Here is a 14016-nt window from a genome sequence, read left to right as displayed (position 1 = left end):
CCACCCCCCAGGTCATCCACTCGACAGGGGGCAACAGTCATACCGGGCCCGGAGGCCAGCGGCCCTCTTGCAGGACCGCGAAGAAGATAACGGGGCCGAAGCAAGGGCCGGTGGGCGAGTGGGGCTCCCGCGGGTGTGCCGCGCGGGAGCCCTGGGCCGGTTGATACAGGGAATGAACGGGACGCTAGAGCGCGGTGAGGGGTTCGCGCTCGTAGGCGTCGTGCAGGAGGTCGAGGAACGCCTGTGCCTCGGGCAGCCGTACTCCGTCGATGCGGTGCACGGCGACTCCGGGGGTCCAGGAGTTCAGCAGCGCGCAGCCGGCCAGCCCGGGCAGGTCGTCCACGGTCAGTTCCGCCTCGCGCTGCGGGACGCCGAGGCGGGCGAGCTGCCGCCGGACGATGCCCATGGTGATGCCGCCCAGCATCTCGGCGGTGGGCCACACCACGGCCGAGCCGTCCCAGAAGGCGAGGTTCCAGATGGAGGCCTCGCTCAGCCGTCCCCGGCGGTCGAGGAAGACGGCGTCGTCGAAGCCCTGTGCGGCGGCCTGCCGCAGGAAGTACGTCTTGGCCGGTTCGCCGACGTGCTTGACGGACGGCAGGAAGCGTTCGTGCGGTACCGCCATCAGGGCCAGCGGCCCCTCGGGGCCGTCGGAGGGCGGTGCGGTGCGGATGAGCAGGGCCGGAGCGGTCTCGGGGCCGGCCGCCGTGAACTCGCCGCCCGGGAGGTAGCACGTGGCCACGAGCGAGGTGTCGGCGGGCGCCTCCTTCAGCGCCAGGCGGAGCTGGGCCAGGACCTGCTCGTCGGGGAGGGCGTGGCCGTACAGCTCGAGCGAGCCGCGGCGCAGCCGCTCCAGGTGGAGGTCGAGTCCGCGGATCCGGCTGTCGCGCACCTGCATGGCCGTAAAGTGGGCGAATCCCATGAAGGCGAGCGGGACGAGGTCCGCGGCGGTGGGCGTCTCGCCGTCTCGCCATGCGAGGGGGCGGGGGGTCGTTCGGGTCATGTCCCCGAGAACGACGCCCTCACCGGGAGGACACGATCAAGGGCCGTACGAGTGAAGCCAGCTGACGGCCCATCAGGTCTGCTGTTCCCCGGTGTCACTCACCCGTCACGCTCGCTTCGCCTGTCGTTCGAGCCCGTCGAGGAGTACCTCGAGACCCGCGTCGACATCGGCCTCGGTGGGCCGGATCGGTGACTGCGCGGGCTCGTCGTCCCCGGGGAGCAGTTGCTGCGCGACGCTCTGGATCGAGGCGCCCTGGACGTAGGACCACACGGTCAGCGTCAGCGTGCGGGCCAGTTGCGGGTCGTCCGTGAGGCCTGCCAGGGCGTCCGTCATCCAGTCCAGACACGTCGTGTCGCTGAAATGACGGGCGGAGGCCTGGGTGACCAGGGTCCAGGGATGCTTGCGGTAGACCTCGCGGTCGAGGGCGACCGCGAGCCGGACCGCGTCGCGCCACCGCGGCGGGGCGGGGGTCGGATAGGGGTGCTCCTCGCAGACCGCGCGGGTGATCGCGGTGAGCAGTTCGTCCTTGTTGGCGATGTGCCGGTACAGGGACATGACGCCCGAGTCGAGGTCGTTCGCGAGCCGGCGCATGGACAGCGCCGCGATGCCTTCGGCGTCGGCGATACGGATGGCGGCGTTGATGATGGCGCGCCGGGTGAGCCCTGGTGAACTCGCCTGACGGCCTTGCGTCTTGATGGCCATGCTGTAGTCTAACCAGCGGTGTGGGTACACTGTACGCACTCACACGCGTACACCGTACGCAAAGATGTCTCGCGTACGGCACACACGCCCGTCCGGCACCCGCCGGACGCCCTTTCCGACGCGCCTCGCGCACCCTTCGCACACCCTTGTGCGTACATCGTACGCATCGTATGCCGAACGAGACGACCACGGTGCGCGCCACCGCGCACCGCCTCCTGAAAGGTTCCCTGTGACTTCCCTGGACTTAGTCGCGGAGCGCGCCGACCGGCGCGCCTGGCTGGGCCTGCTGATCGTGCTCGGCCCGGTCGCCCTCGTCGCGATGGACGGCTCCGTGCTCTACCTCGCGATGCCGAGCATCACCTCCGCGATCACCCCCACCACGGACCAGGCGCTGTGGATCCTCGACATCTACGGCTTCGTGGTCGCGTCGCTGCTCATCGCGTTCGGCAATCTCGGTGACCGCTACGGCCGGCTCAAGTTCCTCCTCGCGGGCGCCGCGGTCTTCGGGGCCGGTTCGGTGGGCGCGGCGCTCTCGCCGACCCCGGAGGTCCTCATCGGCTGCCGGGCGCTCATGGGGCTCGGCGGCGCGACGCTGCTGCCCTCCGGCCTCGCGATCATCAGCAACCTCTTCCCCAACCCCAAGCAACGGGCCCAGGCCATCGGCATCTTCGCGGCGACCTTCGCGGCCGGCTTCGCGATCGGCCCCATCGTCGGCGGACTGCTGCTCAACCACTTCTCGTGGGGTTCGGTCTTCCTCATCAACATCCCGGTCGTCATCCTCTTCCTCGCGTTTGCGCCCTTCCTGCTCAAGGACGTGCGCGAGTCGAGCCCCGGCCGGGTGGACGCGCTCAGCGTGCTGCTGTCCGCGGTCGGCATCCTGCTGACCGTCTACTCCGTGAAGTCGGCCGCCGCCTCGGGCCTCTCCCCCACCCAGCTGGGCATCGGCATCGCCGGCGTGGCGATCGTGGCGCTCTTCGTGCGCAGGCAGTTCGGCCTGCCGCAGCCGCTGCTGGACCTGCGGCTCTTCCGCGACCGGGTGTTCACCGTCGCGATCCTCACCGGCCTGCTCTCCCTGGTGGCCTGGGCCGCCGCCGGCTACCTCAGCGGCGTCTACCTCCAGTCCGTCCTCGGGCACAGCGTGCTGAGCGCGGCATTGCTGGCGGTGCCCGGCGCGACGGTGCTCACCGTGACCTGTGTCGGGACCACCGCGATCGTCGACCGCGTCGGCAAGCGCGCCGCCCTGATCACCTCGCACTTCGCCATGGCCATCGGCCTCTCCCTGATGCTGCTCACCGGGGTTCTCGGCGGCGTCACGGCGTTCGTCGCCTCCACCGTGATCGCGGGCATCGGCTACGGCCTGTCCTTCAGCCTCGTCGCCGAGACGGCCGTCGCGGCGGTGCCCGCCGAACGGGCCGGATCGGCGGCCTCCATCGCCGAGATGAGCAACGAACTCGGCAACGCGCTCGGCATCTCCCTGCTGGGCTCCCTCGCCGCCGTGTGTTTCCGGCTCCTCGGCCCCGACCTCGCCGGAACACTGCCGGAGACCTTGGAGCGGCCCGGACTCAGTGCGGCCGCTGTCGAGGACGCCAAGAACGCCTTCGTCTCCGGCATGCACGTGGCGATCGCCGTCGCGAGTCTGCTCTCACTGGGGCTCGGCTACCTCGCCGTGCGCTGGGTGCCGCGCGAGAAGGCGCCGGCCGCGTAGGCGGCGCGCCGCCGGGTGCGGAGGCGTACCGGCAGGTGCGGAGGCGTACCGGCAGGTGCGGAGGCGTACCGGCAGGTGCGGAGTACGGCGCGGCGTCAGTCGGCGGGGCACGGCCGGTGGCGGAGCACGACGGCCGGTGGTACACGGCGGGGCACGGCCGGCTGCGGAGCACGACGGCCGATGGTAGGCGGCGGGCGGCGGCCGTGGTGGGCCCCGGACATCGCTCACAGGCCGTCGGTGAGGCAGGACGCTGCCAGGGAGGCAGCCGCTCGCGGGTGACACCGCCGACCACCGCCTGCGCGCACCCTCACCGCGACCCGGTCGCCCCGCAGCCCACCACGGGGCAGCCGCTCGCACCAGACTGGCGCGATAGGAACTTGACCGATGCTTGAGCGTCAATTTACTCGTCGACGACTTGACACTCTCTCTCCGTACAGTGGTCCTCACGGTGGGCGACCATTACAGTCGGCAGAGCTTTCGTGGGAGGGCGTCACGACGGTTCATGGAGGTGGGGATGGCATCGCGCGTCGAGCGAAGGGCGCCCGGATCCCGGGCATGCGCGACGCCGGCGGTGCGCGCCGGGCGGTCCGCCCGATGTCCCCGCCCACGGCGCTGACTCCCCCAGGTCGCCGAATCCCGTACCCCGACTGCCCGCCGTGGCACTCGCGTGCGTGTCTTGCGCGCCTCAACCGGATCCCAAGGAGACCCATGACCTACGTCGACGTGCACCCCGAGATCTCCGGACGAGCTGTTTTCCCCTCCCTGGCGCCACACCCGCGTGACGTGGTGTTCGACCAGCTGACGCCTGGTCTGTTCGCCTCCCTGATCCGCAGCGACCAGCACCGCAAGGCTCTGTATTACTTACGCGGGCTGCTGGAGGCCGAAGGACGCAAATCCATCCGCGCCATCGCCGCGCTGTTCGGCGACGACGTCTCCGAACAGAACCTGCACCACTTCGTGTCGTCCTCCACATGGGACTGGATGCCCATGCGGCGAGCGCTCGCGGACCATCTGACGGGCGTGACGCACCCGCAGGCCTGGGTGGCCCGTCTCATGATCATCCCCAAGTCCGGCCATCATTCCGTGGGCGTGGGCCGGCACTTCTTCCCGTCACTCGGCCAAGTGCTCAACGCGCAGCGCGCCATCGGTGTCTGGGCGGCGTCCGAAGAGGTGACGGTGCCCGTCAACTGGCGACTGCACCTTCCCAGGACCTGGCTCAGGGACCACCAGCGCCGCAGCCAGGTCGCGATACCCGACGGAGCCGGTCCGGAGACCCTGACGGAGTCCCTCGCCAGGGTCTGCGCCGAGACGCTCCTCGGCTGGAACCCGCCCCGGCGCCCGCTCGTCGTGGACAGCGACGAAGTCCACGCGGCCGCGCTCTTCAGGGAGTTCGCGGACTCGGGCATCCCGTTGCTGGTGCGGGCCTGTGACGGCCTGGCCCTGACCGTCACCGACCCGCTGCTGCCGGCCGGCGAGGGCCAGACGATGCCCGCGGACCAGATCATGGGGATGGCGCGGGACCTGCGGCGGCCCGCCCACCGGGGCGACGCGCGTGCGGACACCACCCGTCACACCCACCTGGCCGCCACCGTCCGCGTCGCCCTGCCGGACCCGGGCGGGTGGGCCGCGGGCCGGGGCGAACTGGCCCTGCTCGGCGTGGAGGACGCGCGCGGACGGGGACGGACCCAGCTCTGGCTGACCAACATGACCGGTGTGCAGCCCGCCCTGCTGGTGCGGCTGACCGGGCTCACCGAGAAGGTCGGCGCGGACTTCACTGAGATCTCCGAGGAGGTCGGCATCCGGGACTTCACGGGGCGCTCCTTCGGCGGCTGGCACCGGCACGTCACCCTGGCGTCGGCGGCGCACGCCATCGTGGCCCTGGCCGGCCACGCCCGCCAGGGGGCCTCGTCAGCGTCAGGCCGGATCAGGGAGCGCGGTCCGGTGGCGTGCGCCGCAATCCACCGGAGGGTGTCCTGAAAGGTTCTGTCCTGACCGGTCCTCTCCCTCTTTCCTCCTTTCCGGTCTCCGCTGTCTCGACCGCCCTTCCGTGTCCTGCCGCATTTCCCATCTGATTTCGTCGCCGGTCAGGCGGCCGCATTCGGCCGCCTGACTTTTTCCGTTCACCCCTGCGTCACCACCGGACTTGACGGATCACGGAACACCTGACACATCGCGGCGCAAATCATTGGCACGGCATTCACCCACCGACATGATCAGTCGTGCCGATGAGAGTCGGCCTTCGGACGGGGGTAGGCCCAGCACGGCGTCACCGCCGTTTTCTCCTGCTCATTTTTCTTTTTCCCCGTCCACCGCTCTTGATCCCACGTGAATGGAACACGGCGCGCGAAGGCCGTGGCCCAGGCCGACGATCCGTGATCGGAGAACCAGTGGACGACGTACTGCTCGACCTCGAAGACCAGAAGGCCCTTCATCAGCCGCCGTGGGAGGACACCGCACAAGTGGCTGAGGTCCGCGGCGCACTCGTGCGGCGTACCCCGCTGGTGGCGGCCGAGGACGTGGACCGGCTGCACACCCTGCTCGCCCGGGTGGCGGCCGGCGAAGCCCACGTGATGCAGGCGGGCGACTGCGCCGAGGACTTCGCGGAAAGCACCGCCGACGACGTGGCGCGCAAGACGGGCCTGCTCAACATGCTGGCGGGTGCCCTGGAGATGGAGAGCGGCCGGCCGGTGGTGCGCGTGGGCCGGATCGCCGGCCAGTACGGCAAGCCCCGCTCGCAGCCCTTCGAGCGCGTCGGCGGCCTCGAACTCCCCTCCTACCGCGGGCACATGGTCAACAGTCCCGCCCCGGACGCGCAGTCGCGCAGACCCGACCCGCTGCGCATTCTGACCGGCTACGACGCCGCGCACCGGGTGATGCGCCACCTCGGCTGGCACGGCCCCCGCAGCAGCACCCCCATCGGCGCGCCGGTGTGGACCAGCCACGAGGCGCTGCTGCTGGACTACGAGCTGCCCATGGTGCGCCGGCGGGAGGACGGGCGTCTGCTGCTCACCTCGACGCACTGGCCGTGGATCGGGGAGCGGACCCGGCAGACCGACGGCGCGCACGTCACTCTGCTCGCCTCCGTCACCAACCCCGTGGCGTGCAAGGTGGGGCCCGCCATGACGGCCGGGGAACTGCTCGCACTGTGCGAGCGGCTCGACCCGGCCCGCACGCCGGGCCGGCTGACCCTGATCGCCCGGATGGGCGCCGACGCGGTCGCCGAGCGGCTGCCCGGGCTGGTCGCCGCGGTGCGTGCGGCCGGGCACCCGGTGATCTGGCTGAGCGATCCCCTGCACGGCAACACCGTCACCGCTCCCGGCGGGCTCAAGACCCGTCTGGTGCGTACGGTCACGCGGGAGATCGAACGGTTCCTGGCCGCGGTCATGTCCGAGGGGGGTGTCGTGGGCGGGCTGCACCTGGAGACCACCCCCGACGACGTCAGCGAGTGCGTAGCGGACGAGTCGGCCCTCGACACGGTCGGCACGGCGTACACCTCCTTCTGCGACCCGCGGCTCAATCCGGCCCAGGCCCTCGCGGCGGTCGGTGCCTGGTCGGCGAGCCGGGCGGGCGCCTCGCCCGTCGCCGTCTGACTCGGGCGCCTCATCCACCCGCACCTCACCGAACCCGCCCTGCCCCGGCCCCGGCGCCGGCGCCGGGTGGACTCCCTGCCCCGCCGCCGCGCGCCGACGCCGGTGCCTCACCCGCCCGGCCGTCGCGGGCCCGTGCCTCGCACGGCGCACCGCGCATCGCACCGCAGTCCCAGGATCCCGCACGTCCCAGGAAAGGAACCTCATGGCGGGCATACCCCCCATCGAGCCCTACTCGCTGCCCTCGGCTCACGAACTGCCCCGCAACACCGCGCACTGGACGGTGGAGCCGGGCCGGGCGGCCCTGCTCGTCCACGACATGCAGCGCTACTTCCTGCGCCCGTTCCCCGAGGCCGTCCGCCGTCCGCTGGTGGACAACGCCGCCCGACTGCGGCGCCGGGCCGTCGCGCTGGGCCTCCCGGTGGCGTACACCGCGCAGCCGGGCGGCATGACCGAGGGCGAGCGCGGCCTGCTGAAGGACTTCTGGGGGCCGGGCATGCGCGTCGACCCCGCCGACCGGGAGGTCGTGGAGCCGCTGGCGCCCGCGCCGGAGGACGCGGTGTTCACCAAGTGGCGTTACAGCGCCTTCTTCCGCTCCGGGCTGCTGGACTGGCTGCACGCCAACGGCCGCGACCAGCTCATCGTCTGCGGCGTCTACGCGCACGTCGGGGTGCTGATGACCGCGGTGGAGGCGTTCACCCACGACATCCAGCCGTTCCTGGTGGCGGACGCGGTCGGCGACTTCTCCGCCGCCCGGCACCGGCTCGCCCTGGAGTACGCGGCCCAGCGCTGCGCGGTGGTCACCACCACCGGCTCGCTCACCGGGGCCACCACGCCCGCCGGTGTCCGTCCGGCGCCCGGCGCCCGTGAGGCGGCCGCGTGAGCGCGCGGCGGACGTCCGGGGCCGGGCCCAAGGCATCGGCCGCGGAACTGCTCGACCGGGTGCTCGCCTCCCGGCCGCCGGCCTTCGCACTGCTGCACCGGCCGGAGGCGACCGGCCCGGCCACCCTGGACGTGCTCGTCGGCGACATGTCCGCCCCGGAAACCCTCGCCGATCTCCCCTTCCCCGCCCGGCCGGCGGCCGGTGACGCGGGCGCCGCCCGGCACGAGGTGCTCGCGCTGGTCCCCTACCGGCAGATCGGCGAACGCGGCTTCGCCCACGTGGACGACGGTGCTCCCCTCCTCGCGATGACCGTGACGGGCCAGGGCCGCCTGCCGGTCGCCGAGGTGCTTCAGCGGCTGCCGGACGATCCGATCACGCTGACCGGCGAGCACTTCGACGTCCGCGACGACGAGTACGCGGACATCGTCCGCCGGGTCGTCGCGGACGAGATCGGCACCGGTAAGGGCGCCAACTTCGTCGTCAAGCGTTCCTTCGTGGCCGACATCACCGGCTGCACCCACCGCAGCGCGCTGTCCCTGTTCCGGCGGCTGCTGCTCGGGGAGACGGGCGCGTACTGGACGTTCGTCGTCCACACCGGCGAGCGCACGCTCGTCGGAGCCAGCCCGGAACGGCACGTCAGCGTCACCGACGGCACCGCCGTCATGAACCCGATCAGCGGCACGTACCGCTATCCGGCCACCGGCCCCACTCTGACCGGTCTCCTCGGTTTCCTCGCCGACCGCAAGGAGGCCGACGAGCTGTACATGGTGGTGGACGAGGAGCTGAAGATGATGGCCCGGATCTGCCAGGACGGCGGCCGGGTGGTGGGCCCTCAGCTGAAGGAGATGGCCCGGCTCGCGCACACCGAGTACTTCATCGAGGGCACCAGCACGCTGGACCCGCGGCTGATCCTGCGCGAGTCCCTGTTCGCCCCGACGGTCACCGGCAGCCCGCTGGAGAGCGCCTGCCGGGTCATCAGCCGGTACGAGCCGCACGGCCGCGGTTACTACAGCGGCGTCCTCGCCCTCCTGGGACGCGACACGACCGGCGCGCCCGCGCTGGACTCCTCGATCCTCATCCGGACCGCCGACATCGACGCCGGGGGCCGGCTGCGGATCGGCGTCGGCGCCACCCTCGTACGCCACTCCGACCCGGCCTCCGAGGTCGCGGAGACCCGGGCCAAGGCAGCCGGTCTGCTCGCCGCCCTGCGCTCCGGCGCCCCGGCCGCGTCCCGCGCCGAGGGGGCCGCGGACGGTGCGCGGACGACGGGACCGCGCTTCGCCGCGCATCCGCGGATCCGGGCGGTGCTAGAGCGGCGCAATGCGACGCTCGCCGGGTTCTGGCTGGCCAAGGACACCGCCCGGCGCCATCCGCTGCCCGCACTGGCGGGCCGCAAGGTACTGGTGGTCGACGCCGAGGACACCTTCACCTGGATGCTCGACCACCAACTGCGCTCCTTGGGGCTGGAGGTGACGGTGCGTCGCTTCGACGAACCCCACTCCCTCACCGGCCACGACCTCGTCGTCATGGGGCCGGGGCCCGGCGACCCCAGGGCGGCGGCGGACCCGAAGATCGCCCATCTGCGCGGTGCCGTCGACCGGTTGCTCCGGGACCGCAGTCCGTTCCTCGCCGTGTGTCTGAGCCACCAGGTGCTCAGTACCCGGCTGGGCCTGCCGCTGGTCCGCCGGGACGTCCCCCACCAGGGCGTCCAGCGGGAGATCGACTTCTTCGGCGGCCGTGAACGCGTCGGCTTCTACAACACGTTCGCGGCCCGCAGCCCCGCGGACGAGATCCACCGCGCCGGGGTCGGCACGGTACGCGTGAGCCGGGACCCGGGGACCGACGAGGTGCACGCACTGCGCGGACCGCACTTCGCCTCGATGCAGTTCCACGCCGAGTCGCTGCTCACCGAGGACGGCGTCCGCCTGATCGGCACACTCGCGAGCGGCATCATCGCCCCCCGGACCACCGCGGGCGGTGACCCGGAAGGCGGCCCGGGCACCGGCCCCGTACGGCCCGCGCCGGCGGCCGCCCGGAACCCGCGCACCGGAGCAGGGGAGCGGCGGTGAGCAGACTGCGCTGGCTCACCGCGGGCGAGTCCCACGGTCGCGCACTCGTCGCGACGCTGGAGGGCCTTCCCGCCGGTGTGCCCATCACCACCGCGACGGTGGCGGACCACCTGGCGCGCCGACGGCTCGGCCACGGCCGCGGCGCGCGGATGACGTTCGAGCGGGACGAGGTCACGTTCCTGGGCGGGGTGCGCCACGGGCTGACCCTGGGCTCCCCGGTGGCGGTGATGGTGGGCAACACGGAGTGGCCGAAGTGGGAGCGGGTGATGGCGGCCGACCCGGTCGCAGCCGAGGTGCCGGCGGGGTCGGCCCGGGCCGCGCCGCTCACCCGGCCGCGGCCGGGGCACGCGGACCTGGCGGGGATGCAGAAGTACGGCTTCGCCGAGGCCCGCCCGGTCCTGGAGCGGGCCTCGGCGCGGGAGACGGCGGCGCGGGTGGCGCTGGGCGCGGTGGCCCGGTCGTACGTGAGGGAGACGGCCGGTGTCGAGATCGTCAGCCATGTCGTCGAGCTGGGCGGAGCCAGGGCGCCCGACGGCGTGCACCCCTCCCCCGCCGACGTGGCCGTACTGGACGCGGACCCGGTGCGCTGCATGGACGCGGACGCCTCGAAGGCGATGGTGGCACTGATCGACCGGGCCCACAGGGAAGGCGACACCCTGGGCGGTGTGGTGGAGGTGCTGGCCCACGGTGTGCCGGTGGGGCTGGGTTCGCACGTCCACTGGGACCGGCGGTTGGACGCCCGGCTGGCGGCGGCGCTCATGGGCATTCAGGCGATCAAGGGCGTGGAGGTGGGTGACGGCTTCGGCCTGGCACGGGTGCCGGGCTCCCGGGCGCACGACGAGATGGTGAGCACGCCGGAGGGCATCAGGCGCGCTTCCGGGCGCTCGGGCGGGACGGAGGGCGGTCTGAGCACGGGCGGGCTGCTGCGGGTGCGGGCGGCGATGAAACCGATCGCGACGGTGCCGCGGGCGTTGAGGACGGTGGACGTGGCCACCGGCGAGCCGGCGCGGGCCCATCACCAGCGGTCCGACGTGTGCGCGGTGCCGGCCGCCGGCGTCGTGGCGGAGGCGATGGTCGCGCTGGTGCTGGCCGACGCGGTCGCGGAGAAGTTCGGCGGGGACAGCGTCACCGAGACCCGCCGCAACGTGCGGTCGTACCTCGACGGCATGACGGTGCGGTGATCGGCCGGCCGGGATCGGCGGGACCGTACGACGAAGGGGGGTCTTTGACGGCGGGCACCCGGCACGACGGCGAGCGGCCGCGGCCGGAGTCACGGACGGCGCCGCGGCCACGGGCAGTGCCGCAGCCGCACCTGCGGGCAGTGCCGCGGCCGGTGGCCACGGGGCCGCGGGTGGTGCTGGTGGGGCCGATGGGCGTGGGCAAGTCCACGGTGGGCCGCCTGCTCGCCGAGCGGCTGGGGGTGGCGCACCGGGACACCGACGACGATCTCGTCACCGATCAGGGGCAAAGCGTCGCGGAGCTGTTCGGTGAGCACGGCGAGGCGGGGTTCCGGGCGCTGGAGAAGGAAGCCGTGCGGGTGGCGCTGGCCGAGCACGACGGCGTCCTCTCGCTCGGCGGCGGCGCGGTCCTGGAGCAGGACACCCGGTCGCTGCTGGCCGGACGGCACGTGGTCTGGCTGACCATGGCCGGGACGGAGGCCGTACGGCGCCTCGCGGACGAGGGGACGCGCCCCCTGCTGGCGGGCGACGCGGCAGGGCGCTGGGCCGCACTGGCCCGGGCCCGACGCCCCCTGTACGAGGAGGTGGCGGCCTGCCACGTGCCGACCGACGGCCGCACGCCCGCGCAGGTGGTGGCGGCCGTCCTGGAGACCCTGCCGCGGCGGAGTTCCGCCCTCCCGGAACCGTGAGCCCCCCGTCCGCCGTGGGAGGCGGCCGGCTTGCGTGGTGGCGGGTTCGCGCGGGGAGTCCGGGCCTCGCCTGCGCGGTGCGCGGTGCGCGCGACCCCGGCCCTGAGCGTCGGCTCGCCTCCGAGGCGGTGGGCTCCCTCGGCCGGCCTGCGCAGGCGTTCCCTCGCGTACCCGGCGAACGCGCGTGACCTGACGTCCGGCAGGTCGCCGGTCACTGGCGGCGTGCCCGGTCCCGGCCTGGGACCGGCAGGGTGACCTTCCGCTCGCCCCCGCAGGCCGGGTCTCCGCCCGGCCTGCGCGCCCGGGGAACGACGGCGCGCTGGAAGCTTTCACCGGAGCACGTTGTGGGAGCGCTCCCGCGCGGTGCAGCATGTCCCCCATGGCTACGTCTCGCGCACTCATCCGGCCCTACCGTCCCAGCGACCGCGACGCCCTCTTCGACATCTGCGTGCGGACGGCCGAGAACGGGGGCGACTCCCGGCACGTCCACCCGGACCTCGACCTGCTGCCCAACATCTTCGCCGCGCCCTACGCCGAGCTGGAGCCTGAGCTGGCGTTCGTGGTGGACGACGGCGACCGCGCGGTGGGGTACGTCCTCGGCACGGCGGACACCCCCACCTTCGTACGGCGTTTCCGGGACGAGTGGCTGCCCCGGCTGGCCGACCGCTATCCCGCCCCGGCCGGCGAGGCGAGCACCCCCACCGAGATGATGCTGCACCTGATGCACACTCCCGAGCGGATGCTCGTGCCCGAGATCGCCGACCATCCGGCCCACCTGCACATCGACCTGCTCCCGAGCCACCAACGGGCTGGATACGGGCGGGAGTTGATGGACACCTTCCTGGCCGCCCTGGCCGAAGGCGGTGTGGAGCGGGTCCATCTCGGGATGCTGACCGCCAACACCGCCGCCCGCGCCTTCTACGACCGGCTCGGCTTCTCGGTCCTGCCGGTCGGCGATCCCGGACCGCTCACCTACCTCGGCCGTACGACCCGGCCGATCGGCACACGGGAGGCGGACACCGCGTCGTAGGACGTGGGCGGGGCGGTCCGTCCGGTGCGGTCCGTCCGGTGCGGACGAATCCCGGACCGCTGCCCGTCGGACCGGCCAGGTCCGTCCACGTCCGGACCGTGAGCAGACGCCCTGGGCGGACGGCCCGGTCAGTAGGCGGAGTTGACGTTGTCGATGGAACCGTAGCGGTGGGCGGCGTAGTTGGCGGCCGCGGTGATGTTCGCCACCGGGTCGGTGATGCTCTGCGGGGTACCGGCGACGTGGTAGGCGTTGAAGGTGGGGTCGATGACCTGGAGCAGGCCCTTGGACGGGACACCGTTCTTGGCGTTCACGTCCCAGTTGTTCTGGGCGTTGGGGTTGCCGCCGGACTCACGCATGATGTTGCGCTTGAGGCCCTCGTAGCTGCCCGGGATTCCCTTGGCTTTCATGACCTTCAAGGACTCGGTGATCCAGCCGTCGAGATTGCTGCCGCCGCCGGCCTTCTGCCGGTCGGCGGAGTGGCTGGTGTGGGTGGAGGCCTTGGCCGCGCCGGCGGCGGGCACCCGCGTCGTCATGTCGGCGGCCTGCGCGCCGGTCGGCATCAGGGTCAGGGCGACGGCCGCGACGCCGGTCGTGGCGAGGCCGGTGAGACCGAGGGAGCGCAGGCGGGCGGTGCGGGTGGTCATGGTCATGCGGAGGAAACCTTCCGTAGGGGGCAGCATCACTGCCGGCCGCTGTCGTGCTCGCGGCGGCGTCGGGGCAGCCGCGATCACGCAGCAGGCCCCACAGGGAGTCACCGGCGTCCGGGCGTCCGGCTCGCAGCGACGACAACCATGGTTAGCGGCGGCCGGCCCGGGACGCAATGATGTGACCTACTACGCACCTACGGAGAAAATGCTCTAGAGAGCCATTTAGAGACAAAAATGCCCTTTTAGGGGGCTTCCACATGTACGACCCTCTTTAGGATGTGATCCCCCTCGCATGGCCGGCGTCACGCTCTCCTGCTCCTGAACCCCTTCCGGCGCCGCCCGGGGTCGACCGTGAAGCACCAGAACGCGGTGTCGGCCGAGGCCGTGTACCCGGACCTGGGTTTCGCCTCCGGGAAGGCACCGCGAGGCGTGATTTGACTTCGAGCGCGCTTCAGCTCGTACCGTCGCAGACGTCCGGCGTGCCGGGGCGGCGGAGCGACGTGCCTGGCGCAGGATGCGGGGGGCG

The 14016-nt window shown here is 72.6% G+C and carries 11 protein-coding genes; 8 read left to right on the top strand and 3 right to left on the bottom strand.

Annotated elements, in window-relative coordinates; all coding sequences use genetic code 11:
- Window positions 1-184 precede the first annotated feature (184 nt).
- Both ABZ719_RS23630 and ABZ719_RS23625 read right to left on the bottom strand, forming a co-directional pair.
- Window positions 185-1000, bottom strand: coding sequence for an aminotransferase class IV family protein (locus ABZ719_RS23630; RefSeq protein ID WP_366727167.1), 816 nt, complete (start codon window positions 998-1000; stop codon window positions 185-187).
- Between the two features lie 105 nt (window positions 1001-1105).
- Window positions 1106-1702 carry a TetR family transcriptional regulator gene (locus ABZ719_RS23625; protein WP_366727166.1) on the bottom strand — a complete coding sequence of 199 codons (597 nt, stop codon included), beginning with the start codon at window positions 1700-1702 and terminating at the stop codon, window positions 1106-1108.
- Between the two features lie 319 nt (window positions 1703-2021).
- On the opposite strand from ABZ719_RS23625, the gene ABZ719_RS23620 reads away from it, so the two are divergent.
- The 8 genes from ABZ719_RS23620 (at window position 2022) to ABZ719_RS23585 (ending at window position 12843) form a co-directional block, all read left to right on the top strand.
- Window positions 2022-3407: an MFS transporter gene (locus tag ABZ719_RS23620; protein ID WP_366727172.1), complete on the top strand. Its 1386-nt coding sequence runs from the start codon at window positions 2022-2024 to the stop codon at window positions 3405-3407.
- 708 nt (window positions 3408-4115) lie between these two features.
- A complete protein-coding gene (locus tag ABZ719_RS23615) occupies window positions 4116-5384 on the top strand; it encodes a transposase (protein WP_366727165.1) in 1269 nt (422 codons plus the stop codon).
- A gap of 410 nt (window positions 5385-5794) precedes the next feature.
- A complete protein-coding gene (locus tag ABZ719_RS23610; RefSeq protein WP_366727164.1) occupies window positions 5795-6997 on the top strand; it encodes a 3-deoxy-7-phosphoheptulonate synthase in 1203 nt (400 codons plus the stop codon).
- A 202-nt stretch (window positions 6998-7199) separates the two neighbouring features.
- Window positions 7200-7877, top strand: a complete 678-nt coding sequence (locus ABZ719_RS23605; RefSeq protein ID WP_366727163.1) for an isochorismatase family protein — start codon at window positions 7200-7202, stop codon at window positions 7875-7877.
- Window positions 7874-9946, top strand: coding sequence for an anthranilate synthase family protein (locus ABZ719_RS23600; RefSeq protein WP_366727162.1), 2073 nt, complete (start codon window positions 7874-7876; stop codon window positions 9944-9946). The genes ABZ719_RS23605 and ABZ719_RS23600 overlap by 4 nt, the downstream gene beginning before the upstream one ends.
- Window positions 9943-11127 carry a chorismate synthase gene (gene aroC, locus ABZ719_RS23595; RefSeq protein ID WP_366727161.1) on the top strand — a complete coding sequence of 395 codons (1185 nt, stop codon included), beginning with the start codon at window positions 9943-9945 and terminating at the stop codon, window positions 11125-11127. The genes ABZ719_RS23600 and aroC overlap by 4 nt, the downstream gene beginning before the upstream one ends.
- A 152-nt stretch (window positions 11128-11279) precedes the next feature.
- Window positions 11280-11813: a shikimate kinase gene (locus ABZ719_RS23590; RefSeq protein WP_366727160.1), complete on the top strand. Its 534-nt coding sequence runs from the start codon at window positions 11280-11282 to the stop codon at window positions 11811-11813.
- Window positions 11814-12192: 379 nt separating this feature from the next.
- A complete protein-coding gene (locus ABZ719_RS23585) occupies window positions 12193-12843 on the top strand; it encodes a GNAT family N-acetyltransferase (RefSeq protein WP_366727159.1) in 651 nt (216 codons plus the stop codon).
- A gap of 128 nt (window positions 12844-12971) precedes the next feature.
- Here the strand turns inward: ABZ719_RS23585 and ABZ719_RS23580 are convergent, their stop codons facing one another.
- Window positions 12972-13493 (bottom strand): transglycosylase SLT domain-containing protein, encoded by a 522-nt coding sequence (locus ABZ719_RS23580; protein ID WP_366727158.1) that lies wholly within the window; start codon window positions 13491-13493, stop codon window positions 12972-12974.
- Between the last annotated feature and the right edge of the window lie 523 nt (window positions 13494-14016).

Origin of the sequence: Streptomyces sp. NPDC006743 (assembly GCF_040703815.1) — a bacterium.
Taxonomy (GTDB): domain Bacteria; phylum Actinomycetota; class Actinomycetes; order Streptomycetales; family Streptomycetaceae; genus Streptomyces.
The sequence above is the reverse complement of the archived record's forward strand: the minus strand, read 5'-3'. Positions and strand labels throughout refer to the sequence as shown.

Coding starts and splice junctions, on each gene's coding strand:
- ABZ719_RS23630 (WP_366727167.1), bottom strand. CDS start 1,000: ATGACCCGAACGACCCCCCGCCCCCTCGCATGGCGAGACGGCGAGACG.
- ABZ719_RS23625 (WP_366727166.1), bottom strand. CDS start 1,702: ATGGCCATCAAGACGCAAGGCCGTCAGGCGAGTTCACCAGGGCTCACC.
- ABZ719_RS23620 (WP_366727172.1), top strand. CDS start 2,022: ATGGACGGCTCCGTGCTCTACCTCGCGATGCCGAGCATCACCTCCGCG.
- ABZ719_RS23615 (WP_366727165.1), top strand. CDS start 4,116: ATGACCTACGTCGACGTGCACCCCGAGATCTCCGGACGAGCTGTTTTC.
- ABZ719_RS23605 (WP_366727163.1), top strand. CDS start 7,200: ATGGCGGGCATACCCCCCATCGAGCCCTACTCGCTGCCCTCGGCTCAC.
- ABZ719_RS23585 (WP_366727159.1), top strand. CDS start 12,193: ATGGCTACGTCTCGCGCACTCATCCGGCCCTACCGTCCCAGCGACCGC.
- ABZ719_RS23580 (WP_366727158.1), bottom strand. CDS start 13,493: ATGACCATGACCACCCGCACCGCCCGCCTGCGCTCCCTCGGTCTCACC.